Below are 25,801 nucleotides of genomic sequence, written 5' to 3' on the forward strand. Positions count from 1 at the left end.
TTTCCCCTCAGTGTCCATAGGTTCTTGGTTTTGTATAGCGGTCGATAAAAGGGACCATCATATTAGCAATAAGGACAGCGAAAGCGACGCCGTCGGGAAATCCGCCCCACGTTCTAATGATAAATATCAATGAGCCAATAATGAATCCAAACAGTAGTCGCCCTTTAATGGTTGTGGATGCAGTAACGGGGTCCGTCGCAATAAAAAATGCACCTAGCATTGTTGCACCTGAAAAAAGGTGCAAGAGAGGGCTGCCAATCGTTTCTGGGGACATGAAGTAGCCAACACAACTAAAAGAAAGTAGGGCTAATAAAAAACCAGCAGGGATGTACCATTGAATAACGCGTTGTTTAACAAGTGCAATTCCACCTAATAAATAAGCGATGTTTACCCATTCCCAGCCTGTTCCAGCGATAAAAGAAAATGGAGGTAAAGACATAAACTCTTGAGTTGGAATAGATGATTTTACAGCGGTTTTAAATGCATCAAGTGGCGTCGCCATTGTGATGCCATCAATACCCACACGGATCTGTTGTAAAGAAAAACCATCGTCATCAAATCCGGTAAATATTAGCTTCCATGAATCGTACAAGCTAATGTCTGAAGGGTTTAAACTATGGGGCGCTATCCAACTCGTCATTTGCAATGGAAACGAAATCAATAAGACAACGTAAGCAATCATTGCAGGATTAAATGGGTTTTGTCCAAGTCCGCCATACAACTGTTTAGCGATGACAACGGCGAAACATAACCCTATGACCATCATCCACCATGGTGAAAGAGGAGGAATTGCCACTGCTAATAACCAGGCCGTAACGATCACGCTATAATCACGAAGTGCACTAAGGGGTGAGCGCTTGCGAAATAGCATGACTGCACTTTCCAGTAAAACTGCCACGACCAGTGCTAATAACATTTGGATCAATGTGCCCCACCCAAAGAAGTAGGTTTGGGTTAACAGACCTGGAATGGCAGCTATTGCCACCCATTTCATCAGATCTTTTGTGCTCTTTCGGTTATGGGCATGTGGGGAGCTGGCAATAAAAAAGGCCACTATTCTTTCTCCTTAGCTTTTTTGTCTGCAGCTTGTGCGGCTTTTTTTGCTTTAGCGCGAGCGATGGCAGCAGCGACAGCGGCTTTCTTTTTATCCACCGTTGGTTTGTTCTCTGATTCCAATTCAGACGACAGAGTGTCCGTTTTGGATACTACTGTCGTTTCATTGTCTGTTGCAGCTTTAGCTTGTGCGGTTTTCTTTGCTTTAGCGCGAGCGATGGCAGCAGCGACAGCGGCTTTCTTATTATCCACCGTTGGTTTGTTCTCTGATTCCAATTCAGACGACAGAGTGTCCGTTTTGGATACTACTGTCGTTTCATTGTCTGTTGCAGCTTTAGCTTGTGCGGTTTTCTTTGCTTTAGCGCGAGCGATGGCAGCAGCGACAGCGGCTTTCTTTTTATCCACCGTTGGTTTGTTCTCTGATTCTAATTCAGACGACGGAGTGTCCGTTTTGGATACTTCTGTTATTTCATTGTCTGTTGCAGCTTTAGCTTGTGCGGTTTTCTTTGCTTTAGCGCGAGCGATGGCAGCAGCTACAGCGGCTTTCTTTTTATCCGCTGTTGGTTTGTTCTCTGATTCTAATTCAGGCGACGGAGTATCCGTTTTGGATACTTCTGTTGCTTCATTGTCTGTTGCAGCTTTAGCTTGTGCGGCTTTCTTTGCTTTAGCGCGAGCGATGGCAGCAGCTACTGCAGTTTTCTTATCAGCCTTTTCCGAGGTGTTGTCAGCGTTGGTTTGACTAGATAAGCTCTGCTCTTTTTCCGCTTTTCTTTCTCGGGCTAGACGTTTACGTTCTTCCCTTATTTTAGCCATTTCAGAATTGTCAGGTGTTTCGCTATTTGCTTTTAATGCATCCGCTTGCTTCGCTTTCGCTCGGGCGATCGCTGCTGCTACAGCCGGTTTCACCGCTGGTGCCGCTTGTGGGTCTGATTTTAGAGCCTTAACCCGAGCGATAGCCGCGGCTACTGCATCGTCATCGGTTTTATTCATCTCTTTACGGCGACTTTCAGCAGCGGCTTTAAAGCGACTTTCACGTTCTTCTTTATCTCTTTCTAAACGTGCTTTACGCTCTTCAAAGCGTAATTTTGCTCTTTCTGCCGATTCTGACTCTTCTTTGTTGATGCGAATTTCAGCCTTAGCTTGACGATAATAATGGACTAGTGGTATCTCACTTGGGCAGACATAGGCGCAAGCTCCGCATTCTATACAATCTGATAGATTAAGTTCTTCGCACTTATCAAAATCTTTATCTTTTGAGTACCAGAATAATTGTTGTGGTAACAGAGACGCAGGACAAACTTCAGCGCATTGCCCGCAACGAATACAAGCGACTTCGGGATGTTTAGGTGCAATTTCTTTTCTAGTAGGTGCTAGTAAACAGTTAGTCGTTTTCGTAATAGGTACTGATGTAGAAGGTAAAGTGAATCCCATCATAGGGCCACCCATTATTATGCGGGGTGATTTTTTATCTTCTTTGTAACCATATTCATCTAATAAGGCTTGAACCGGTGTGCCTAATCGAACCCAGCTATTGATCGGTTGGGCGAATGTTTTTCCGGTTAAGGTAACAATTCGTTCAATTAGTGGTTCTCCGTCTATGACCGCTTTTTTAATAGCGTGTACGGTACCGACGTTTTGCACAAGTACACCGATATCAGCAGGAATTCCCTTTTGAGGCACCTCTTTGTTGGTCAGAATTTTTATTAATTGTTTTTCACCACCAGAAGGGTATTTAGTTGGAATAGCGCGTATTACTAGGTTTTTATTTAGGGCTGCGTCTTCTAGTGCTTTTATCGCTTCGGGTTTATTGTCTTCAACGGCGATAATGACTAAATCTGGCTTTAAGATGTACTCTAATACCTGTATACCTTCGATAATTTCAAAGGCGTTTTCTCTCATCAGCATATCATCAGCAGTGATATATGGTTCGCATTCAGCGGCATTAATGATAAGAATTTCTGTTTTAGCTATGCCCGATTGTATTTTCCGACCCGTCGGGAACCCTGCGCCCCCAAGCCCTGCAATACCCGAATGTCGAATAACATTGATAAGTTGTTCAGGTGTCTCTGATTTAAAATCAGGCAATGGATTTTTTTGTGCCCATTGATCTTTTCCATCCGGTTTTAAAACAAAGCAAGTTTCCGTTAGACCGGAAGGATGGGCAGTTTGTCTTGGCTCTATTGAAACTATTTCACCGGATGTCGGAGCATGGACGGGCAACATAAAACTGGCTGTAAATTTAGTGAGTTGCTGGCCTTTTAATACTTTATCACCTACTTTAACCGCGAGATCCCCAGAACGGCCAATATGCTGTTTAATTGGAAGTATAAATTCTTCTGCCAAATTCGCTTTTACAACAGGCAACCGAGTAGATTGGATTTTGTTTTCAGGTGGATGAATTCCACCGGGAAAATCCCAGATTTCACCATGACGTATTTTTTTAACTAACGACACCATATCTTTCCTTTAACTCGTACTTTCTGGTTTGTCTGATATATCGATGGCTGGAATGGAATCTAGTTTCCATTTCCAGTTAGCTATGGTGGTTTCAATTGGTATCATTTCTATGCAGTCTGTAGGGCATGGAGCAACACAAAGATCACAACCAGTACATTCATTTTTAATTACTGTATGCAAAGCTTTTGTTCCGCCTACAATAGCGTCTACGGGGCAAGCTTGTATGCACTTAGTGCAACCAATACACATATCTTCATGAATAAATGCGACGGTTTTAACGGGCTCTTCTTCACTTTGGTTGCTTGTTTCTGGTTCTACACCCATTAGTTCGGCTATTTTTTCAATAGCAGCTTGTCCACCTGGCGTACATTTACTGATACTGTCGCCGTTGGCGACAGCTTCTGCATACGGTCGGCACCCTGGATAACCACATTGTCCACATTGTGTTTGCGGTAATATAGCGTCAATTTGTTCGACTATTGGGTCTGCTTCAACCTTGAATCGGATAGAGGCAAAACCTAAAAAAGCACCAAAGATCCCAGCGAGGATAGCGATAGAGAGTATCGCGATGATAATTGTAACCATTACAGCTTCACCAACCCAGTAAAACCCATAAATGCTAGTGACATTAGCCCGGCGGTTATCATTGCGATAGATGCACCTTGAAATGGTGATGGTACATCTGCGGCTGCTATTCGTTCTCGCATTGAAGCGAATAGAATCAGAACTAAGGAGAATCCAACGGCGGCACCAAAGCCATAAATAATAGACTCTATAAAGTTATGATTTTCGTTGATGTTGAGTAGTGCAACACCTAAGACCGCGCAATTTGTCGTAATTAAAGGTAAAAATATACCGAGTAATCGATATAGTGTCGGACTCGTTTTATGGACAACCATTTCTGTAAATTGAACAACGAAAGCAATAACTAATATAAAACTCATTGTTCGCAGATACTCTATCCCCAATGGCGCTAATATATAGGTTTCAACCAAGTACGCACAAACGGACGCAAGCGTCAGTACGAATGTTGTGGCCAATCCCATGCCTATAGCCGTCTCCAGTTTTTTGGAAACACCCATAAAGGGACACAACCCCAGAAATTTAACCAGCACAAAGTTGTTCACTAGTACAGTGCCGACCAGTAGCAGTAGGTAGTCAGTCATGATGATACATATTAGGAAATACTGAAGGGAGTATTATCCCGCTTTGGTTAACTAATAACAACCGAGAATCCTTAGGGTTTTTAAGTAATAGTGCTGTTTTTTAGCGTAATCCGCGTTTTTTTGATCTTAGTATTGTAATCCAGTTGAAGACGCAGGGGCTTTTTACTTGGGGATGAAAAAATAAACGAAAAAGGCCACGTCTTTGACGTGGCCTTAAAATGTGGCTCCCCCTGCAAGACTTGAACTTGCGACATACGGATTAACAGTCCGCCGTTCTACCAACTGAACTAAGGGGGAATCGATTTGAGTTGCGAATGTTAGCTATACACACTAAATGTGTCAACAAGGAATTCGCAACTTTTTATAAAAAAATCCCATAAATTCACTTGATTTTTTCGGAGTTCCTATCAATAAAAGGCTCATCTTACTTATCCACTAAAATTGTGGATAAGTGTGTTGATTAAACTTGAATAAAGTTTAAGTGAATTTTCCTAGAGCACTGACTCTATTAATTTTACCCTTAACACATTGAAATAAATTGAATTATTTGGATCTATAATATTGATGGGAAATTTCAGGTATTGTGAATAACTTGATTATTTACAGATAATAGCGTTAAAACGCACTAAATTGGGGAAAACAAGTGGATGAAAAATTAGGAATGTTAGAGGTATGTTGCTTGGAGGGAGAAGACTTTATCAAAATTTACAAAAAGGATCTACTGTTTGAACAGATCTTGTTCACATTATTTTTCTAATTATTATTTTGTTTGATTGGTCGGTTGCTTAGCCGTTTTTTGCGCAACAAAAGTGGCACTTTTTGTTGCAGCTTAGTTATCTTATTAAACAATATTTTTAATAATTCGTTATCATAATCAGGGCAAGCACTATGTATCGCTCAACACCATTAATCATAAAAAATAAGAACATAATTATGAGCAAAGAATATAACTTAATCTCTGACTATAAACCCTCTGGTGATCAACCTACGGCAATAACCAAATTGTTAGATGGGTTGGATAATGGGCTCGCACACCAAACATTGTTGGGTGTAACGGGTTCTGGTAAAACCTTTACTCTGGCAAATGTTATTGCGCAATCAAAGAGGCCAACCATTCTTCTCGCGCCAAATAAGACGTTAGCTGCCCAACTTTATGGAGAGATGAAGGCGTTCTTCCCTAATAATGCTGTTGAATATTTTGTTTCTTATTACGATTACTATCAACCGGAAGCTTATGTCCCAACTACCGATACATTTATAGAAAAAGACTCTTCAGTAAATGCGCATATTGAACAGATGAGACTCTCAGCAACAAAAGCGCTTTTAGAGAGGAAAGACGCAATTATTGTTGCTTCTGTTTCGGCTATCTACGGTTTAGGTGATCCAGATTCGTATCTAAAAATGATGTTGCACGTAAGGCGAGGAGATTACCTTAATCAAAGAGATATCATTCGGCGATTGGCTGAACTGCAGTATACAAGAAACGATGTGTCATTTGAACGCGGACAATTTAGGGTTCGCGGTGAAGTTATTGATGTGTTCCCTGCTGAATCAGATCAGGAAGCGGTTCGCATAGAGATGTTCGATGATGAAATCGAGTGTATTAGTCTTTTTGATCCACTAACGGGTGCGATTAATCAAAGAGACTTGCCGCGATTTACCGTCTACCCAAAAACCCACTATGTTACCCCAAGAGAAAAAATACTTGAGGCTATAGAGCATATAAAGGTTGAACTTAAAAGCCGACAAGCCTATTTGCTAGAAAACAATAAACTATTAGAAGAGCAACGAATTTCACAAAGAACTCAGTTTGATTTAGAAATGATGAACGAATTAGGGTTCTGTTCTGGTATTGAAAACTACTCAAGGTATTTAAGTGGTCGAGAAGAGGGAGAGCCACCACCGACGCTTTTCGATTATCTTCCCAAAGATGGATTGTTAGTTATTGACGAGTCGCATGTGACGGTACCTCAGATCGGTGCAATGTTTAAGGGAGACCGTTCAAGGAAGGAGACTCTGGTTGAATTTGGATTTCGCCTCCCTTCTGCACTTGATAATCGGCCCCTTAAATTTGACGAGTTTGAAGCGTTAGCCCCACAGACCATATTTGTATCGGCAACGCCGGGTAATTATGAGTTGGAAAAGTCAGGTACGGATATCGCGGATCAAGTTGTGCGTCCTACGGGCCTTTTAGATCCAGAACTTGAAGTCCGTCCAGTGGCTACTCAAGTCGATGATTTACTTTCTGAAATTCGTATTAGGTCAGTTAAGGATGAGAGAGTCTTAGTGACGACCTTGACTAAGCGGATGGCGGAAGATCTTACTGAGTACCTTCATGAACATGGTGTAAAGGTTCGCTACTTACATTCTGATATTGATACCGTAGAACGTGTAGAGATAATTCGTGATCTAAGATTAGGTGAATTTGACGTATTGGTAGGGATAAACCTTTTGAGAGAAGGGCTTGATATGCCAGAAGTATCTCTAGTTGCTATTTTAGATGCGGACAAAGAAGGATTCTTAAGGTCTGAAAGATCGCTGATTCAGACTATAGGTCGAGCGGCAAGAAACCTAGAAGGAAGAGCGATTCTGTATGGTAATTCGATTACCAAGTCTATGAAAAAAGCCATGGATGAAACTGATCGTCGTAGGAAAAAACAGCAAGAGCACAATCAAAAAAATGGAATAGTGCCTCAAGCCTTGAAGAAGAACATCAAGGACATTATGGAAATTGGAGATATCGCTAAGACTCGTAATCAGAGAGCATCAAAACAAGTACCGCTGTCAAAAGTTGCAGAGCCATCCAAGAGTTATCAATCGTTTACACCACAACAATTGGAAAAAGAGATTCTCAAATTGGAATCGGAAATGTATCAACACGCTCAAAACTTGGAATTTGAGTTAGCGGCTGAGAAAAGGGATAGAATAGATAACTTAAGAAAACAGTTTATTGCAAACAGTTAATTGGTGCGGTAGATAAAAAAATAGCCAACTGGAATATGTCCGGTTGGCTTCATTTTGTGGAAAACATCTCCACTAACAACGTCAGTTGGCTAGGTGACCCGCTAGGGGTCATTAATCATAAAGCATTTACTGTGCCAATTATAAAAAGAGGTTATTGACGTACTTTTTTTGTGAGTTGGCTATAAAATGACTACCTACATTTGCATTATGCAAAGCAAAATGCGATTATTTTTTAAAATGCAATCAACAATCAGTTGGTTCAACGAACTAAAAAATAATGTCTAAGGCTCGGTTATGAAAACATTAGAACTTGCTCCAAAAGCAAAATACTTGCTGATGGTCGAAGATACCGCATCCGTTGCTGCTTTATATAAGTCCTTCCTAACTCCACTTGGTATTGATGTACAGATAGTTGGTACAGGTAAAAAAGCTTTAGAAACTTTAACTAATCGAATACCAGATCTTATCTTATTAGATTTACGTTTACCGGATATGACTGGGATGGATGTACTCCATTCGGTTAAAGCGCTTTACCCAGATGTGCCGATAATTTTTATGACAGCGCATGGCTCTATCGATACAGCAGTAGACGCTATGCGATATGGTGCGCAGGATTTCTTAATTAAACCTTGTGAAGCAGATAGGTTACGAGTCACGGTTAATAATGCTATTCGACGAGCAGGAAAGATTAAAGATGGTGAAAGCGAAAGCGCCGCGAGTGTCAGTAGCGTAAATAACTACCAAGGATTTATTGGAAGTAGTCAGAATATGCTTTCGGTTTATAAAACCATTGATTCTGCAGCGACAAGTAAAGCCAGTATTTTTATCACCGGTGAAAGTGGGACGGGTAAAGAGGTTTGCGCTGAAGCTATACACGCCGCAAGCCACCGAAGGGAAAAACCTTTTATTGCTATCAACTGCGCAGCAATCCCCAAAGATCTGATCGAAAGTGAGTTGTTTGGACACGTAAAAGGCGCGTTTACGGGAGCCGCTACAGAGAGGCAGGGTGCCGCAGAAATGGCGGATGGCGGGACATTGTTTCTAGATGAGCTCTGTGAGATGGATTTGGATTTACAGACGAAACTTTTACGTTTTATTCAGACAGGTACTTTCCAAAAAGTAGGTTCATCTAAAATGAAGAGTGTCGATGTTCGTTTTGTTTGTGCAACGAATAAAGACCCGTGGCAAGAAGTATTGGGAGGGCGTTTTCGAGAAGATCTTTACTATCGATTGTATGTGATTCCATTGCACCTTCCTCCTCTTCGAGACAGAGGCGAGGACGTAATCGAGATAGCTTATTCTCTTTTAGGTTATATGACTTTAGAAGAGCAGAAGTCATTCACTCGATTCGCACAAGACGTAGTGGATAGATTTATAGCCTATGAATGGCCAGGAAATGTACGGCAACTTCAAAATGTAATCCGCAACGCTGTTGTACTAAATCATGGAAAGGAGATCACATTAAACATGCTTCCTCCTCCAATTAACCAAGTTAGCACAGAAATTGCTTTGGGAAACAAAGAGCAAGAGTTTTTGAGTGAAGAAAGAATAACTAGGACGTTGCTCTCTGCTGATGAAATAACCCCTTTGTGGCAGGTAGAAAAAGAAACGATAGAACAAGCGATTCAAGCTTGCGGAGGTAATATACCCAAAGCGGCAAATGCATTAGAAGTGAGTCCTTCGACTATCTATAGAAAAAAGCAGTCATGGACATAGACGAAAACAAATACAAGAAATCGAATTTGCCTATTCTATAAGTTAATTCGAGCAATAGGCCACAATGCTAGGAGATCCGAAAACGGTGACGATTTATCTAAACACAGCCAAAATTGATGATTTGTGTAATGAAATTGGTCAAGAGAACTTACCTATTTTATTAGACATATTTTTGGGTGAGTTAAACGACTATCAAGTAACATTAATGGAAAATAACGAAGATCTTGAACGTCTTTTAAGTGATATAAGTCATGCATTGAAAAGTAGCGCTGCGAGTTTTGGGGCCGATGATTTATGCAAGAAAGCACAGTGTATTGATGCCTCCGCCAAGGCAGGGGAAAATATATCCACGGTTGAAAATCGTGAATCAATGTTGCTCAGTATTAGAGCAACAATTGAAGCCTACGACTTGCTAATAAAATAAAGTACTAATTAAGATAGCCTATTTTAACTGTCCAACTATTGCTTTGGACAGTTTATCTCTATCGTGTCGCCATGCTCTATTTGGTGAGGCGAGGTCCACGGTAACACAGTGCCATTCATCTTCTAGTTCTGGGTGAGGCACTTCACCAAGTACAATGTCTATTTTCCTTCCTCGGCATGCTCTTTCGCACCATTCAAGCTTTTCGCGCAACGTCATTCTTCCTGCTGGACCATATTCAGGTGATAAGTTTTCGATATAAATTAGCTTTGCGTGGGTGTTTTTTAATATGGCATGACCAACTTCTGAAAGCAGAAGTGGAGGCATAATGCTGGTGAGAAAACTTCCTGGCCCTAGAATAATGCAATCGGCGTTTTCGATTGCCGTAATTCCTTCACTTGTGGGAGGTACCTCTGGCTCCAAATCTAACCTTAAGAGGTCGGTTTCCATTTCGTCTACACTGGTTTCACCATGAACCCAACTTCCGTCGACGGAAAGTGCTTTTAGGTCTGATGGATGTTCAGACATAGGAATAATATTTACGTTCACTCTCAACATGCTTCGTATTAGTTGTATTGCTTCTAAAGGCCTGACCGATAAGTTATCTAACGATGCTAACATTAAATTGCCTAAATTATGCCCACCCAATTCACCGGTTCCCTTAAACCGATATTCAAACATCATAGATTCAACGGATGGCTCCGTAATTAACTGATTAATACAGTTCCTAGTATCTCCCCAGGCAATGCCGCCCTGACAAAAGCGAATACGACCGGTCGAACCACCATTGTCGGTGGTTGTCACGATACCGGTTGCGTTATTACCAAATTTATTAAGCGCGGCAAGCACTCGTCCTAAGCCATGACCGCCACCAATCGCGACGACTTTTTTATTTTTGTATATCTTCATTTTTTGTTTTATTTCTATTAATAATTTGAAAGAACTCATTACAGTTAGTAATAATAATCGTTCCATAACAACTAAAGTGTGTTGATGGATGGATTTTTAACGATTAGCTATGGAATTATAACCTGTAATTAAGTATTTTAACCTAAGCAGCTAATCTGATATTAGTGATTAGCAGCCATAACTCCGAGCCTTTATCGCTAAGTTCGAATTTCATACAAGTTTTGAAGTTCTATAAGCTATGAAGGCCAGTGGCATAATGCCACAAGGGTTTGCTTAGAAATGAGTAAGCCTCCCGTGTTTGGAAAGGTGTTCCGTGGCTATACAATTCGAAGATAAATTTAAACGCAAGTTTTATTACTTGCGTCTTTCTGTTACAGATGTCTGTAACTTCAAATGTACATACTGTCTACCTGATGGCTATAAACCTTCAGGGCGTAAAAACTCGTCTTTTTTATCTGTTCCAGAAGTAAAACGAGTGGTCAGTGCTTTCGCTAGTTGTGGTACTTCTAAAGTGCGAATAACGGGTGGCGAGCCTAGTTTACGTAAAGATTTCAACGATATAGTACAAGCAGTTGCTTCCACCAAGGGTATTAATAAGGTGGCTATGACAACCAATGGATATCGAATGGAATCACAGGTTGCCCAATGGCGCCAGGCAGGACTAACCCATATTAACGTTAGTTTGGATAGCTTAGACCCAAGAATGTTCTATCAAATCACCGGAGAAAACAAATTTTCTAACGTGATGTCAGGTATAGATAGAGCTTTCGAAGTTGGATACGAGCAGGTCAAAGTGAACGTTGTCTTAATGAAAGATCTCAATAGCGGCGAATTGCCTGCTTTTCTCCATTGGATAAAAGACCGTCCTATACAGCTTCGATTTATAGAGTTGATGCAGACCGGAGAGATGGATTCATTCTTCGATAAATATCATAAATCTGGCGTGAGTATTCTAAATGAGCTGATTGCTAATGGATGGATACCTAAGGTCAGAGAAGCCAATGATGGCCCCGCCCAAGTGTTTATCCACCCAGACTACAAGGGTGAGATCGGTTTGATTATGCCTTATGAAAAACACTTTTGTGAAAGCTGCAATCGATTAAGGGTTTCAGCTATGGGTAAGTTGCATCTTTGCTTGTTCGGTGAACAAGGGGTCGAGCTTAGAGATTTACTCCAAGAAGACACGCAGTCAGATGCGCTTATCGAACGCATTCAAACACAACTTCAAACTAAATCGGTAAGCCACTTCTTACAAGATGGCAATACTGGTATGACTCCACACCTCGCCTCTATAGGCGGCTAAAAATATAAAATATAGGTGAAATAATGGGACACGCTGTAAGTGACTTTAAGCCTGCAAATATTGCAGTACTAACCGTTTCTGATACCCGAACAGAAGAAAATGATACTTCTGGTCAGTACTTTGTCGATCAACTCAAAGAGGCTGGCCATAATTTAGCAGACAAAAAAATTGTTATAGATGATAAATATAAAATCCGCGCTATTGTTTCACAATGGATAGCCGACGAAGGCGTTCAAGTGGTTATGATAACGGGCGGTACAGGGTTTACTTCAAGAGACAGTACGCCTGAAGCTCTTGTTCCGTTGTTTGACAAGCAAGTTGAAGGTTTTGGTGAGTTATTTCGTCAGGTCTCTTATGAAGAGATTGGTACATCAACAATTCAATCGCGTGCTATTGCCGGTTTTGCTAATCATACGGTTGTATTTGCGACTCCTGGTTCAACGGGTGCTTGTAAAACCGCATGGACAAAGATTATTAAGCAACAGTTAGATGCAAGTCATCGTCCTTGTAACTTCATGCCTCATTTGTCGGTGTAATTTGATATGGAACAGTTTACTCATATAAACGCCTCTGGCGAAGCTAACATGGTTGATGTTTCTGCAAAGGCTGAAACAGTACGAGAAGCAAGAGCAGAAGCTTTTGTACATATGGCTCCAGAAACACTGAAACTGATTATCTCGGGTAGTCACCATAAGGGTGATGTATTTACGACGGCTCGTATTGCTGGCATACAAGCGGCTAAACGTACATGGGATTTAATACCACTTTGCCACCCGTTGTTGCTATCTAAAGTTGAAGTTCAACTAGAAGCTATAGAGGAAGACAGTGTGGTTCGTATTGAATCACTATGTAAACTCGCAGGTAAAACGGGAGTGGAGATGGAAGCGCTTACTGCTGCATCTGTTGCCGCACTGACTATCTATGATATGTGTAAGGCGGTGCAGAAAGATATGGTGATAAGTCAGGTTCGTCTACTAGAGAAACGTGGTGGTAAATCAGGTCATTTTAAGGCGGAATAATGATTAAAGTACTATTTTTTGCTCAAACCAGAGAACTTCTAGATATTGACAATTTAGAGGTTGAATCGAGCTACAAGACAGCTGAAGAGCTGCGTGTATACTTATGCGAAAAAGGAGATAAGTGGTCTTTAGCTTTGGCCTCTGGAAAATTGCTGGTCGCGATTAATCAGACGATCTCACCACTTGAGAGCAAAATAGAAGATGGTGATGAAGTCGCCTTTTTCCCACCAGTTACAGGGGGTGATATGACTTACTCTGTATCGGTTATTCGCGAAGATTTCTCTGTTGGTGAGGAATATTCTCAATTGGCAGAAGGCACATCAGCCGGGGCTGTCGCAATGTTTTCAGGTAAAGTACGAGATATGAACCTCGGCAGTAATGTGACTGGTTTAACGCTTGAACATTACCCAGGAATGACTGAAAAAGCACTATCGGAGATTTGCCAACAAGCTTTAGAACGCTGGCCCCTTCAAAAAATTCGAGTGATTCATCGAATTGGTGATCTCGACATCGGTGACCAAATTGTTTTTGTTGGTATTACTAGTGCGCATCGAGGCGCATCATTCGAAGCCTGTGAGTTCGTGATGGATTTCTTAAAAACCAAAGCACCCTTTTGGAAGAAAGAACGCACAGAAAAAGAAAGCCGATGGATTGATTCTAGAGCATCGGATCATAAAGCGGCATCTCGATGGACTTAATCTAAAAAAATATTTACACAATAAATTAATATTTAAGCCAAGTGATATGCTTGGTTTTTTTACAGCTAAGTATAATTCTGTACATTTATATTTACGTATTAACGTTGATGATAATAATGTAGATTAAATCCTGAGCAATGCGATAGAGGTATATTTTGTTGCGTATAACGAACCGTTTGCTTATTTTCTAAATGAATAATTAGTCAGTATCCTTTATATCTAATAATTTTAAATTCATGTTTATTCGATGCTTGTAGGTATTCATACTGAATATCTATCAAACTTACACTGAATATATAATTATAATTGGTGAATGTTCTGTAAAAAGAACATATTTTAATCATTCCATCTAAAAGATTGATGTAGTCGAAATAATAAAACGCTAGATGGCGTGTTTTATGGAAAATTGCTTCAAATATTGGTACGGTGTGACGCAATCTTTTTAGGTTTTAGAAATTTTTACAATAATAATGTTTCTAAAATACCGACCGTTCAGGTACCTAATTAAGACGTCATGGATGCAAACAAAAATATTTGGAGTTAATTGCATGTTCAAAAATAAAATTACACAAGCCCTTTTATTGGGTGCAAGCTTATCCGTAGCTGCTACTTCTTTTTCTACTCTTGCTGCAGATGTTCCTGCAGGAACTAAACTTGCTAAGATGCAAGAATTAGTTCGAGGTAACGGTACAGAAGTGGCGTCTATCGACCCACATAAAACGGAAGGCGTGCCAGAATCTCACGTAATTCGTGATCTTCTAGAAGGTCTTGTAAACCAAGATGCAGATGGTAACACTATTCCTGGTGTGGCAGAGTCTTGGGAAACAACGGATAACAAAACATTTGTTTTCCACTTACGCAAAGACGCTAAGTGGTCTAACGGAGATCCAGTAACTGCTGAAGATTTCGTCTATAGCTTCAAGCGTGCAGTCGATCCAGCAACAGCGTCACCATATTCTTGGTACCTAGAAATGACCAATATGGTTAATGCTGCAGAGATCATTGCAGGAACCGCGGACAAAGAAACGTTAGGTGTTACTGCTCTAGATGCAAATACGTTAGAAGTTAAACTGACCACAGCAGTTCCATATTTTGTCATGATGATGGGCCACACAACGGTTAAGCCAGTACATAAAGCAACGGTTGAAAAATTTGGCGATCAATGGACTAAACCAGAAAACTTTGTTGGTAACGGCGCGTTTGTTATGGACAACTGGGTAGTCAATGAGCGTATTGAATTGGTTCCAAACAAAAGTTACTGGGACAACGCAAAGACGGTTCTAACGAAAGTAACTTATCTTCCTATTGAAAACCAAGTTGCTGAAATGAACCGTTTCCTTTCTGGTGAAATTAACTTCACTAATGAACTGCCAAATGAGCACTTTAAGCGCCTAGAAAAAGACCATCCAGAATCAGTTTCCATCCAAGGTAACTTGTGTTCTTACTACTACGGATTCAACAACAAAAAAGCACCATTTGATGATGTACGTGTTCGTAAAGCACTTTCTTTTGCTATCGATCGTGACGTAATCACTAAGTTCCTTCTTGGTCAAGGTCAAAAGCCTGCTTTCTTCCTAACACCTGAAATCGTTGCTGGATTTAACCCTGAAGTACCTGCCTATGGAAAAATGACTCAAGCAGAACGTGTTGAAGAAGCAAAAAGTCTTCTAGCAGAAGCAGGCTTTACAGATTCAAATCCGCTTGAATTCACTCTTCTTTACAACACATCAGAAAACCATAAGAAAATTGCAGCCGCAATTCAATCTATGTGGAAGAAATCTCTAGGTGTTGAAGTTCAACTAGAAAACCAAGAGTGGAAAACGTATCTAGATACGCGTCGTCAAGGTAACTTTGATGTCACTCGTGCTGGCTGGTGTGGCGATTATAATGAAGCTTCTTCGTTCCTTTCTTTAATGCAAAGTAACAATAGCTCAAATGATCCTAAATATCACAGCGAAGAATATGATGAAACAATGCATAAAGCATTGATTTCAACAAGCGATGCAGAGCGTAATGCACTTTATGCTGAGGCAGAAGTCCTACTAGCGAAAGATATGCCTATTGCGCCTATCTATCAATATGTTAAAGCTCGCCTAGTAAACCCTAACGTTGGTGGCTTCCCAGTTAACAACGCAGAAGATAAGATTTACTCAAAAGATCTATATATCAAAGAGTAAGTTTCTTAAATAAAAATAATAATTATGGACACTGCATGTGATGTCACATGCAGCGTCTTTGTGTTTATCATTTTAAAAACTGTCACAGACTGAAAAGAGTGAGTTTATGTTTAAATTCATCGCGAAAAGAGTATTTGAAGCCATTCCGACATTACTGGTATTGATTACAATCTCTTTTTTCCTAATGCGCTTTGCTCCAGGTAACCCGTTTTCTACCGAACGTCCGTTACCACCGGAAGTAATGGCAAACATTAATGCAAAATATGGCCTAGATAAACCAGTGTCAGTACAATATATCACGTACTTAACTAATGTATTACAGGGCGATTTTGGACCATCATTCAAGTATAAAGACTTTACAGTTAATGAACTGGTAGCCGGTGCATTACCTGTATCAGCCAAAGTCGGGTTTGCTGCTTTTATCTTTACTCTATTTATGGGGGTAGGGGTTGGCACCATAGCCGCACTACGGCAAAACACTTGGGTCGATTACGTCATTATGTCCACAGCGATGCTCGGGGTGGTGATGCCATCCTTTGTGTTGGCACCTGCATTAATTTATTTATTTTCAATTAACTTAGGCTGGTTCCCAGCTGGTGGTTGGTTGGATGGTTCCTTTCAGTATATGTTCTTACCCGTCATTGGTATGTCACTGTTGTACGTAGCAACATTTGCTCGTATTACCCGTGGTAGTATGATCGAAACACTGAACAGTAACTTTATTCGTACTGCACGAGCGAAAGGCCTTAGCTACCCTTATATTGTTATAAAGCACGCACTTAAGCCTGCTATGCTTCCAGTCGTTTCGTATATGGGGCCTGCTTTCGTAGGTATTATCACCGGCTCTGTTGTTATTGAAACCATATTTGGACTACCAGGTATCGGTAAGTTGTTCGTCAACGCGGCATTTAACCGAGATTACTCGCTAGTAATGGGGATCACTATTCTGATTGGTTTCCTATTTATCTTGTTCAACACTATTGTTGATATTTTACTAGCAGCGATTGATCCAAAAATTCGTTATTAATTGGGTGCGAATATTATGTTAACGAAAAAAGAAAACCTCGAGGCGATCGAAAAGTTCTCCGAGAACTTAGAAATAGAAGGTCGCAGCTTATGGCAAGATGCTCGAATTCGCTTTATGCGTAACAAAGCAGCGATGGTGAGCCTTGCAATATTATCCGTTATGATTTTGGCAGTGATATTTTTGCCAATGATTGCAGAATTTGCTTATGACGATACAGATTGGTATTCACTACATGCAGCACCATCTGCGGAGCACATATTTGGTACCGACAGTTTAGGTCGCGACTTATATGTTCGTACTCTTGTTGGTGGACGTATCTCCTTAATGGTGGGAGTATTGGGTGCGTTTGTAGCGGTTTTGATTGGTACGCTTTACGGAGCAACTTCTGGCTACATTGGTGGAAGAACTGACCGCGTCATGATGCGTATTCTGGAAATCTTGTACGCAGTTCCATTCATGTTTCTTGTTATTGTACTTGTTACCTTTTTTGGCCGAAATATAGTTCTTATATTTGTTGCTATCGGTGCAATTGCATGGCTCGATATGGCACGTATTGTCCGTGGCCAGACATTGAGTTTGCGTAGCAAAGAGTTTATCGAGGCGGCGCATGTTAGTGGTGTGAGTAACTGGAAGATCATTACTCGTCATATCGTTCCAAATGTATTAGGAATTGTGGCGGTGTACTCTACACTTCTTATTCCAAGCATGATCTTAACGGAATCATTTCTATCTTTCCTAGGACTTGGTGTTCAAGAGCCAATGACTAGTTGGGGTGCATTACTGCAAGAAGGGTCGCAAACAATGGAAGTGGCGATATGGCAGTTGATATTCCCTGCGGCATTTATGGTGGTAACACTGTTTTGCTTTAACTATGTTGGTGACGGTCTTCGTGACGCGTTGGATCCTAAAGACAGATAAGCCCTAGGCTTAAATATACTGGAAAGAGAAATGAGTTTATTAGATGTCAAAGACCTGCGTGTCGAATTTACTACTCAAGATGGTAATGTAACCGCAGTTAACGATTTAAATTTTTCACTGGAACAAGGTGAAACACTCGGTATTGTGGGTGAGTCTGGTTCGGGTAAATCTCAAACTGTATTCGCAATTATGGGGCTTCTTGCTAAAAACGGCATTATCAAAGGTAGTGCTAAGTTTGAGGGCCGAGAAATTTTGAATTTGCCTGAGGTCGAACTAAATAAAGTTCGTGCTGAGCAGATTGCAATGATTTTCCAAGATCCGATGACGTCACTTAACCCGTACATGAAAGTTAGCGATCAGCTAATGGAAGTTTTGATGCTTCATAAGGGCATGGGCAAAGCAGAGGCATTTGAAGAATCAGTACGTATGCTAGAAGCGGTGAAAATCCCGGAAGCTCGCAAACGTATTACTATGTATCCCCATGAGTTTTCTGGTGGTATGCGTCAACGTGTAATGATAGCGATGGCGCTTCTTTGCCGCCCTAAGCTTCTTATTGCGGATGAGCCTACAACGGCTCTAGACGTAACCGTTCAAGCACAAATCATGGATCTGCTTAATGAACTCAAAAAAGAGTTCAATACGGCTATCATCATGATTACTCATGACTTGGGTGTTGTTGCTGGTTCTTGTGAAAAAGTATTGGTTATGTACGCAGGGCGTACAATGGAATACGGATCAGTGGATGAAATCTTTTATAAGCCAAGCCACCCGTATTCGGAAGGACTGATAAAAGCGATACCACGATTGGATTCGGAAGGTGATGTGCTTCCAACCATCCCTGGTAACCCGCCTAACTTACTCCGTCTACCGACTGGCTGCCCATATCAAGATCGCTGTCATCGAGTGATGGAGCGCTGTAAGCAAGAAGCACCAATATTGACGCCATTTGGCAACGATCGCCAGCGTGCTTGTTTTTCTGATTGGGAGACATGGACAAAATGAGTGATCAAATGAATACTGAGAAAAACTTACTTTTAGAGGTTAAAGACCTTAAAGTTCACTTCAGCATTGCATCTAAATCTGCATGGCCGTGGTCAAAACCATCCAACCTTAAAGCAGTAGATGGTGTGAACGTTCGTCTTTACGAAGGTGAAACGTTAGGTGTGGTAGGCGAGTCAGGTTGCGGTAAGTCAACATTTGCACGTGCGATTATCGGCCTAGTACAAGCTACTGAAGGCGAAGTATTGTGGTTAGGGCAAGATCTCACTAAGATGCAAGAAGTCCAGCGTCGTGAAACACGTAAAGACATACAAATGATTTTCCAAGACCCACTTGCATCATTGAATCCGCGTATGAATATCGGTGACATAATTGCCGAGCCGCTTCAGACATTCTATCCCAAGCTGACTAAGAAAGAAGTTAAGCTTAGGGTTAAAGAGATGATGGATAAAGTAGGTTTGCTACCTAACTTGGTTAACCGTTACCCGCACGAGTTCTCTGGTGGTCAGTGTCAGCGTATTGGTATTGCTCGCGCACTTATCCTTAAACCTAAGATGATCATCTGTGATGAACCAGTTTCGGCGCTAGATGTCTCTATTCAAGCTCAAGTTGTAAACCTTCTAAAAGAGCTACAAAATGAGTTTGGATTAAGTTTAGTTTTTATCGCGCACGATCTATCGGTGGTTAAGCACATCTCAGACCGCGTTTTGGTTATGTACCTAGGTAATGAAGTAGAACTTGCAGAAGCCAAAGAGCTATTTGCGTCACCTAAACATCCATATACTAAAGCACTTATGTCTGCTGTTCCTATCCCTGATCCTGAGATAGAACGTACAAAAGTTATTCAGATGTTAGAGGGTGATCTTCCATCGCCTATTAATCCTCCTTCAGGTTGCGTGTTCCGTACGCGATGCCCTATAGCAACAGAAGCATGTGCGAAGCAAAGACCTCATCTCAAAGGCACAGACAAGCATGCAGTGTCGTGTATCCATGTCGACTAATTGTTAATGAGTATTTAGCCTGTGACGGGCTCAAGCGCAGTGTCTTCACGAACTGCGCTTTTTTTATATGTGTAGACTAAAGAACAAAGAACAAAGAGCAAAGAGAAAGGCGGCTCGTTCCATGGTTTTTATTATTCTGACTATATTAATGCGTGGTCAAAATGAGGGTTAATTCCCGAAGCTTTTTTATCTTGTGTCTATGTTTTTGAATGCAAACGAGACGTCATGCATGGATTTATAGGCGAGTAGAAATAAAAAGACCAGCTACGAGAGCTGGTCTTTTTAAATATGGTGGAGGGGGACGGATTCGAACCATCGAAGGCGGAGCCGGCAGATTTACAGTCTGCTCCCTTTGGCCACTCGGGAACCCCTCCAAGGGTATTTAAGTTTCATGATATTTCTATCTAGAAATCTACGGTTACTCCCAAATGTAACCTTTTACTATTGTTTATATTGCTATATAAACAATCAGAATATGGTGGAGGGGGACGGATTCGAACCATCGAAGGCGGAGCCGGCAGATTTACAGTCTGCTCCCTTTGGCCACTCGGGAACCCCTCCAGGGTATTTAAGTTTCATGATATTTCTATCTAGAAATCTACGGTTACTCCCAAATGTAACCTTTTACTATTGTTTATATTGCTATATAAACAATCAGAATATGGTGGAGGGGGACGGATTCGAACCATCGAAGGCGGAGCCGGCAGATTTACAGTCTGCTCCCTTTGGCCACTCGGGAACCCCTCCAGGGTATTTAGGTACTAAGTAAATTTTCTTAGTGCCTTGGTTAGTCCCAATTCTAACCCATTAATTAACTCTTATCTCTGACTATTATGTCAACCGCATTAGAGTGCAATTAGCGCCTCTAACCGAGGAGCTGCATAATAGCAAACTCGCTTAAGCTGTAAAGTATTTTATTAAGTTTTTAGTTCGATTGATGCCTTTTTCAACAAAGATGTTAGAAAGTGAACATTTTTCTATGTCTAAACGTATTCATAAAATGTGGTTACAGTTTCTTTGTCCATCTTTACATAAGTTTACGCAGTTTTTGTCTAGAACTTGGTAAACTAAATTTCTACGACTTTTTAGAGCCATAAACATGAAAAATAATCAGTTAGCTATTCTATTTGTATCCACGCTTTTTTTACTGAGTCCGATCAGCTACGCCGCTGGGCCAGGTGGTGGGCCTGCTAAAGCGCGAAGCGTATTAGTGGTAACCGAAACAGTCGCAACCCACGACATATCTCAAAGTTTGACTTTGGTCGGTAAGCTAGAGGCTGAGCAATCAGTTATTATTTCACCTGAGGTTTCTGGAAAAATCGATGCTATACAAGTAGCAGCAAACCAAAAGGTTAAGAAAGGACAGTTGCTTGTTCAACTTAATGACGATAAAGCAAAAGCAGCGATTGCAGAAGCCAAAGCGTATTTACAAAACGAAAAAAGAAAACTTGGCGAGTTCGAACGACTAGCAAAAAAGGGAGCGATTACTCAGACAGAAATTGACGCACAAAAAGCGAATGTCGATATTGCTGATGCTCGCCTAGATGCAGCAAATGCACAGCTAAAAGATCTTTATATCAGTGCACCTTTTGACGGAACCGTTGGCTTTATTGATTTTAGCCGAGGAAAAATGGTGAATACAGGGGCTGAGCTACTCACTTTGGACAACCTTTCTAGTATGAGATTGGATTTGCAGATCCCTGAACGCTTTTTATCGATGCTTTCTAAAGGGATGAAAGTAGAGGCAACAAGTAATGCATGGGCGTCGACAGTATTTGAAGGGGAAGTGGTCGGGATTGATACACGAATAAATAGTGAAACCTTAAACTTAAGGGCTCGTATTCAGTTTGATAACGCCGAAAATAAACTTAAGCCAGGAATGCTAATGGCTACTAAAGTGAATTTCCCAGCGATTGAAGCCCCAATTATTCCTGTACAGGCTCTGCAATATTCAGGTACTAAGCGCTACGTATATGTTATTGATGAAGACAATAAAGCAACAAAAACCGAGGTGTTTTTGGGAGCTCGTGTAGAGAACCAAGTCGTTATCGAAAAGGGATTAGACATCGGTCAAAAAATCGTCGTTCAGGGTATCGTTAATATGAGAGATGGCGTGACGATCCAAGAACAGGGCGCTGAGCAACAAAAACAAAAAAAGTCACCGCCAGCAGACAAAAACACTGATAAGGAAGCAAAATAATGTGGTTATCAGATGTGTCGGTTAAACGGCCCGTTGCTGCTGTTGTATTAAGTTTGTTGCTTGTTGTGTTTGGTTTGGTGTCCTTTGAAAGGCTTGCCGTACGAGAAATGCCAGACATCGAGAGTCCAGTAGTGTCAGTAAGTACACGCTATGATGGCGCTTCAGCGACTATTATTGAAAGTCAAATTACCTCGATAATAGAAGATCAGCTAACAGGGATAAGTGGTATTGATGAGATAACGTCAACCACAAGAAATAGCTCTTCTAGAATATCCATTACTTTTGATCTTGGTTACGATCTCAACACTGGCGTTAGTGATGTTCGAGACGCGGTAGCTAGAGCTCAGCGACGACTTCCAGATGAAGCAGATGAACCACTGGTCTATAAAAACAATGGTAGCGGAGAAGCTTCACTCTATATTAATTTAAGCTCATCTGAGATGGATAGAACTCAGTTGACTGACTATATAGAAAGAGTACTCATTGATAGATTCAGCTTAATCACCGGAGTGAGCTCAGTTGATGTATCGGGTGGTCTTTATAAGGTTATGTATGTCAAGCTAAAACCAGAACTGATGGCTGGTCGAGGCGTCACGGCATCGGATATCACCTCTTCACTACGAGAGGAAAACTTAGAAAGCCCCGGTGGTGAAGTAAGAAACGACGATATTGTCATGTCGGTTAGAACTGCAAGAAGCTACAACCAAGCTAGCGACTTTGAGTACTTAGTTGTTAAACGCGCGAGTGACGGAACACCGATATACCTTAAAGATGTTGCTGATGTCTTTATTGGAGCAGAGAACGAAAACTCAACGTTCAAGAGTGATGGTGTCGTTAATGTGAGCATGGGGATAGTTCCACAATCTGATGCTAACCCGTTGGAAGTTGCTCAGTTGGTTCACTCTGAAGTAGAAGCTATACAAAAATTCTTGCCAGATGGTACCCGTTTAGCGATAGATTACGACTCTACGGTGTTTATCGACCGCTCTATATCTGAGGTATACAACACGTTATTTATAACCGGTGGTTTGGTTATTCTGGTTTTATACATTTTTATCGGACAAGCGCGTGCAACCCTAATACCTGCGATAACGGTACCGGTTTCTTTAATCTCTGCGTTTATATCCGCTTATTTTTTCGGATTTTCAATCAACCTGATTACCCTGATGGCACTTATTTTGTCGATAGGGTTGGTTGTGGATGATGCCATTGTGGTGGTAGAAAATATCTTCCACCATATTGAACAAGGTGAAACGCCGCTGGTAGCCGCCTATAAAGGGACAAGAGAGGTTGGTTTCGCGGTTATCGCAACCACTTTAGTCCTTGTGATGGTATTCCTACCGATCTCCTTTATGGATGGAATGGTAGGGTTACTATTTACCGAGTTTTCGGTATTGCTTGCTATGTCGGTAATCTCATCCTCATTGATTGCGTTAACCCTTACGCCAGTACTAGGCAGTAAAATACTTAAAGCAAATGTTAAACCAAACGCCTTTAATCGCGCAGTAGAAACACTGTTTTCTAAGTTGGAACGTGGCTATAAGTTTCTGCTGAGTAAAGCCATGCGAGTTCGGCTTATTGCGCCAGTCATAATATTAAGCTGTATGGGTGGTAGCTATTACCTAATGAATAGCGTACCGCAGCAACTGGCACCTCAAGAAGATCGCGGAGTAATATTTGCTTTTGTGCGTGGTGCGGACGCGACAAGTTATAACCGAATGTCAGCCAATATGGATCTGGTCGAAGAAAAGCTAATTCCTTTGTTGGGTGAGGGATTATTGAAGTCATTCAGTATTCAAACCCCTGCATTTGGCGGCAATGCTGGTGACCAAACGGGCTTCGTCATTATGATTCTAGAGGATTGGAACGACAGGTCTGTATCAGCCAGTGAAGCGCTAGGTGTTATTCGAAAAGCGTTAACCGGAATTCCAGATGCAAGGGTATTTCCCTTCACTCCTGGTTTCCGAGGAGGCTCAAGCGAGCCAGTGCAGTACGTATTAGGGGGCTCTGATTATGTCGAGCTTCAAGAGTGGGCTGAAATACTTAAAAATACCGCTGAAGATAGCCCAATAATGGAAGGCGCAGAGATTAACTATTCAGAAAAAACACCTGAATTGGTAATTACGGTAGATAAGCCTCGCGCGGCTGAGTTAGGTATAAAAGTGTCGGATATTTCAGATACTTTAGAGATCATGCTCGGGGGTAAAAGTGAAACGACGTTCGTAGACCGAGGTGAAGAGTACGACGTTTACCTTCGTGGTGATGAAAACAACTTCAATAACGCCACTGACTTAAGTCAAATATACATGCGAACAGCATCAGGAGAGCTTGTAACTTTAGACGCAGTGACGAAGATTGAAGAGATAGCATCAGCGATAAGGTTATCTCATTACAACAAAAAGAAAGCCATTACGGTTACCGCTAACTTAAGTGAAGGCTATACGCTTGGTGATGCACTCGATTTCTTGGACCAAAAAGCAATTGAGTTACTTCCGGGTGATATCTCGATTGATTATTCCGGTGAATCAAAAGAGTACAAAGAGAACCAAGCGAGTGTGTTGATCGTCTTTGCTTTGGCCCTGCTTGTTGCTTACTTGGTACTCGCCGCTCAGTTCGAAAGCTTTATCAACCCACTGGTGGTTATGTTTACAGTACCTATGGGCGTATTTGGGGGCTTCTTAGGTTTATTTATCATGCAGCAAGGCCTCAATATATATAGCCAAATTGGTATGATAATGCTGATAGGTATGGTGACTAAGAACGGTATCTTGATCGTTGAGTTTGCTAACCAACTGAGAGATAAAGGTATAGAGTTTGAAAAAGCCATAATCGATGCTTCTGCGCGTCGTTTACGACCAATATTGATGACAGCGTTTACTACATTAGCAGGGGCGATACCTTTGATAAGCTCTACGGGTGCTGGCTATGAAAGCCGCATTGCAGTAGGTACGGTTATCTTCTTTGGGATGGCGTTTGCTACATTGGTTACTCTGTTCGTTATTCCGGCGATGTATCGTTTGATCTCTGGCGCGACACAGTCTCCGGGGCATGTAGAGGATGTACTTAACAAACAACTTTCACGAGAAATAACAAGCCGCAAGAATCACGGATAAAATTAGTCAGTGTCATTAAGCTCCCAGCAAGAAGTCTTGTTGGGAGTTTTTTTGATCTAAACCTCTTCTCTTCAACGACAATTTCCTGAGTATTTTGTAAAAATGACAAATAGGGCTATATTAATTCCCAATTAGGAGCTCAATATGAAAATATTTTCCACAAATAGAGGCTTTCATGAAATTAGACAAAACAGATAAGAAGCTACTGTCGATTTTACAAGTGGATAGCACGGTATCGTTAAATGAGTTGGCTGAAGCGGTGAACTTGACGACGACACCTTGTTGGAAAAGGTTAAAACGACTGGAAGAGAACGGGATTATTAGCAAACGAGTCGCGCTGTTAAACCCTGAAAAACTGGGTCTTATGTTTACCGCATTTGTGCTGATTAAGACTAGTAACCACTCCCATGAGTGGTACAGCCATTTTGTTGAAACGGTGACACCTTTTCCGGAAGTAATGGAGTTTTATCGTATGGCTGGAGAGTACGACTACATGATGAAGGTTCAGGTCGAAGATATGAAGTGTTTTGACCTCTTTTATAAAAAAATGGTCAACAGCGTTGAGGGTATTTCTAATGTGACCTCTACTTTTGCCATGGAGCCTTTAAAGTACACAACTGCGTTACCGCTGTCGTAAAAATAGTGAGCGTACTGAAAACC

At 41.3% G+C, this 25,801-nt stretch carries 20 protein-coding genes, 4 tRNA genes, 1 pseudogene and 1 riboswitch; of the genes and pseudogenes, 16 read left to right on the top strand and 9 right to left on the bottom strand.

The annotated features are described in order from the left end of the window. Nucleotides 1-7 precede the first annotated feature (7 nt). The 5 genes from rsxD to PGX00_RS07175 form a co-directional block, all read right to left on the bottom strand. The gene (rsxD, locus tag PGX00_RS07155; protein ID WP_272134033.1) at nucleotides 8-1,054 is read right to left on the bottom strand and encodes an electron transport complex subunit RsxD; all 1,047 of its coding nucleotides are present in this window, start codon (nucleotides 1,052-1,054) and stop codon (nucleotides 8-10) included. After that, nucleotides 1,054-3,510: an electron transport complex subunit RsxC gene (gene rsxC / locus PGX00_RS07160; protein WP_272134035.1), complete on the bottom strand. Its 2,457-nt coding sequence runs from the start codon at nucleotides 3,508-3,510 to the stop codon at nucleotides 1,054-1,056. The genes rsxD and rsxC overlap by 1 nt, the downstream gene beginning before the upstream one ends. A gap of 9 nt (nucleotides 3,511-3,519) precedes the next feature. Further along, on the bottom strand, nucleotides 3,520-4,095 hold the full coding sequence (gene rsxB / locus PGX00_RS07165; protein ID WP_272134038.1) for an electron transport complex subunit RsxB: 576 nt from the start codon (nucleotides 4,093-4,095) through the stop codon (nucleotides 3,520-3,522). After that, on the bottom strand, nucleotides 4,095-4,676 hold the full coding sequence (gene rsxA, locus PGX00_RS07170) for an electron transport complex subunit RsxA (protein WP_272134040.1): 582 nt from the start codon (nucleotides 4,674-4,676) through the stop codon (nucleotides 4,095-4,097). Before rsxA ends, rsxB begins: the two co-directional genes overlap by 1 nt. Before the next feature lie 221 nt (nucleotides 4,677-4,897). Continuing rightward, nucleotides 4,898-4,973: transfer RNA gene (locus PGX00_RS07175), tRNA-Asn, on the bottom strand. Nucleotides 4,974-5,609: 636 nt separating this feature from the next. Here PGX00_RS07175 and uvrB point away from each other — a divergent pair. From uvrB to PGX00_RS07190, 3 genes are all read left to right on the top strand, one after another. After that, nucleotides 5,610-7,640: an excinuclease ABC subunit UvrB gene (uvrB, locus tag PGX00_RS07180; RefSeq protein WP_272134042.1), complete on the top strand. Its 2,031-nt coding sequence runs from the start codon at nucleotides 5,610-5,612 to the stop codon at nucleotides 7,638-7,640. A gap of 336 nt (nucleotides 7,641-7,976) precedes the next feature. Continuing rightward, nucleotides 7,977-9,356, top strand: a complete 1,380-nt coding sequence (gene luxO, locus PGX00_RS07185) for a quorum-sensing sigma-54 dependent transcriptional regulator LuxO (RefSeq protein ID WP_456119813.1) — start codon at nucleotides 7,977-7,979, stop codon at nucleotides 9,354-9,356. A gap of 85 nt (nucleotides 9,357-9,441) precedes the next feature. Continuing rightward, nucleotides 9,442-9,780 (top strand): Hpt domain-containing protein, encoded by a 339-nt coding sequence (locus PGX00_RS07190; protein WP_272134047.1) that lies wholly within the window; start codon nucleotides 9,442-9,444, stop codon nucleotides 9,778-9,780. A gap of 18 nt (nucleotides 9,781-9,798) precedes the next feature. Here the strand turns inward: PGX00_RS07190 and yvcK are convergent, their stop codons facing one another. Next, complete coding sequence (gene yvcK / locus PGX00_RS07195; RefSeq protein WP_272134049.1) at nucleotides 9,799-10,686, bottom strand: uridine diphosphate-N-acetylglucosamine-binding protein YvcK; 888 nt, start codon at nucleotides 10,684-10,686, stop codon at nucleotides 9,799-9,801. Between the two features lie 169 nt (nucleotides 10,687-10,855). After that, a riboswitch (molybdenum cofactor riboswitch) is annotated at nucleotides 10,856-11,011 on the top strand. Here yvcK and moaA point away from each other — a divergent pair. The 10 genes and pseudogenes from moaA (at nucleotide 11,000) to oppF (ending at nucleotide 19,828) form a co-directional block, all read left to right on the top strand. Next, nucleotides 11,000-11,989, top strand: a complete 990-nt coding sequence (gene moaA, locus PGX00_RS07200; RefSeq protein WP_272134051.1) for a GTP 3',8-cyclase MoaA — start codon at nucleotides 11,000-11,002, stop codon at nucleotides 11,987-11,989. It overlaps the preceding riboswitch by 12 nt. Before the next feature lie 23 nt (nucleotides 11,990-12,012). Continuing rightward, nucleotides 12,013-12,525 (top strand): molybdenum cofactor biosynthesis protein B, encoded by a 513-nt coding sequence (gene moaB, locus PGX00_RS07205; protein WP_272134053.1) that lies wholly within the window; start codon nucleotides 12,013-12,015, stop codon nucleotides 12,523-12,525. 6 nt (nucleotides 12,526-12,531) lie between these two features. Continuing rightward, nucleotides 12,532-13,008 carry a cyclic pyranopterin monophosphate synthase MoaC gene (gene moaC, locus PGX00_RS07210; RefSeq protein ID WP_272134055.1) on the top strand — a complete coding sequence of 159 codons (477 nt, stop codon included), beginning with the start codon at nucleotides 12,532-12,534 and terminating at the stop codon, nucleotides 13,006-13,008. Continuing rightward, nucleotides 13,008-13,238: pseudogene (gene moaD, locus PGX00_RS07215) on the top strand (molybdopterin synthase sulfur carrier subunit); the annotation flags it as partial. The gene moaC and the pseudogene moaD, both read left to right, overlap by 1 nt. A gap of 15 nt (nucleotides 13,239-13,253) precedes the next feature. Then, entirely contained in the window at nucleotides 13,254-13,706 is a 453-nt protein-coding gene (gene moaE / locus PGX00_RS07220; protein WP_272137971.1) for a molybdopterin synthase catalytic subunit MoaE, read from the top strand. Between the two features lie 548 nt (nucleotides 13,707-14,254). After that, nucleotides 14,255-15,883, top strand: coding sequence for an ABC transporter substrate-binding protein (locus PGX00_RS07225; RefSeq protein WP_272134058.1), 1,629 nt, complete (start codon nucleotides 14,255-14,257; stop codon nucleotides 15,881-15,883). 106 nt (nucleotides 15,884-15,989) lie between these two features. After that, nucleotides 15,990-16,910, top strand: coding sequence for an oligopeptide ABC transporter permease OppB (gene oppB, locus PGX00_RS07230; protein WP_272134060.1), 921 nt, complete (start codon nucleotides 15,990-15,992; stop codon nucleotides 16,908-16,910). A 15-nt stretch (nucleotides 16,911-16,925) separates the two neighbouring features. Continuing rightward, a complete protein-coding gene (gene oppC, locus PGX00_RS07235) occupies nucleotides 16,926-17,828 on the top strand; it encodes an oligopeptide ABC transporter permease OppC (protein WP_272134062.1) in 903 nt (300 codons plus the stop codon). A gap of 30 nt (nucleotides 17,829-17,858) precedes the next feature. Then, on the top strand, nucleotides 17,859-18,830 hold the full coding sequence (gene oppD, locus PGX00_RS07240) for an ABC transporter ATP-binding protein (RefSeq protein ID WP_272134064.1): 972 nt from the start codon (nucleotides 17,859-17,861) through the stop codon (nucleotides 18,828-18,830). 8 nt (nucleotides 18,831-18,838) lie between these two features. After that, complete coding sequence (gene oppF / locus PGX00_RS07245) at nucleotides 18,839-19,828, top strand: murein tripeptide/oligopeptide ABC transporter ATP binding protein OppF (protein ID WP_272134066.1); 990 nt, start codon at nucleotides 18,839-18,841, stop codon at nucleotides 19,826-19,828. A gap of 289 nt (nucleotides 19,829-20,117) precedes the next feature. Here the strand turns inward: oppF and PGX00_RS07250 are convergent. From PGX00_RS07250 to PGX00_RS07260, 3 genes are all read right to left on the bottom strand, one after another. Next, nucleotides 20,118-20,202, bottom strand: a tRNA-Tyr gene (locus PGX00_RS07250). A 102-nt stretch (nucleotides 20,203-20,304) separates the two neighbouring features. Then, nucleotides 20,305-20,389: transfer RNA gene (locus PGX00_RS07255), tRNA-Tyr, on the bottom strand. A 101-nt stretch (nucleotides 20,390-20,490) separates the two neighbouring features. Further along, a tRNA-Tyr gene (locus PGX00_RS07260) sits at nucleotides 20,491-20,575 on the bottom strand. A gap of 352 nt (nucleotides 20,576-20,927) precedes the next feature. Between PGX00_RS07260 and PGX00_RS07265 the strand changes: the two genes are divergently transcribed. The 3 genes from PGX00_RS07265 to PGX00_RS07275 all read left to right on the top strand — a co-directional run bounded on the left by PGX00_RS07265 (nucleotide 20,928) and on the right by PGX00_RS07275 (nucleotide 25,778). Continuing rightward, on the top strand, nucleotides 20,928-22,028 hold the full coding sequence (locus PGX00_RS07265; RefSeq protein ID WP_272134069.1) for an efflux RND transporter periplasmic adaptor subunit: 1,101 nt from the start codon (nucleotides 20,928-20,930) through the stop codon (nucleotides 22,026-22,028). Further along, entirely contained in the window at nucleotides 22,028-25,141 is a 3,114-nt protein-coding gene (gene vexH / locus PGX00_RS07270; RefSeq protein WP_272134071.1) for a vibriobactin export RND transporter permease subunit VexH, read from the top strand. Before PGX00_RS07265 ends, vexH begins: the two co-directional genes overlap by 1 nt. A gap of 175 nt (nucleotides 25,142-25,316) precedes the next feature. Further along, on the top strand, nucleotides 25,317-25,778 hold the full coding sequence (locus tag PGX00_RS07275) for an Lrp/AsnC family transcriptional regulator (RefSeq protein WP_272134073.1): 462 nt from the start codon (nucleotides 25,317-25,319) through the stop codon (nucleotides 25,776-25,778). Nucleotides 25,779-25,801 lie beyond the last annotated feature (23 nt).

This window comes from Vibrio algarum, assembly GCF_028204155.1.
Taxonomy (GTDB): domain Bacteria; phylum Pseudomonadota; class Gammaproteobacteria; order Enterobacterales; family Vibrionaceae; genus Vibrio; species Vibrio algarum.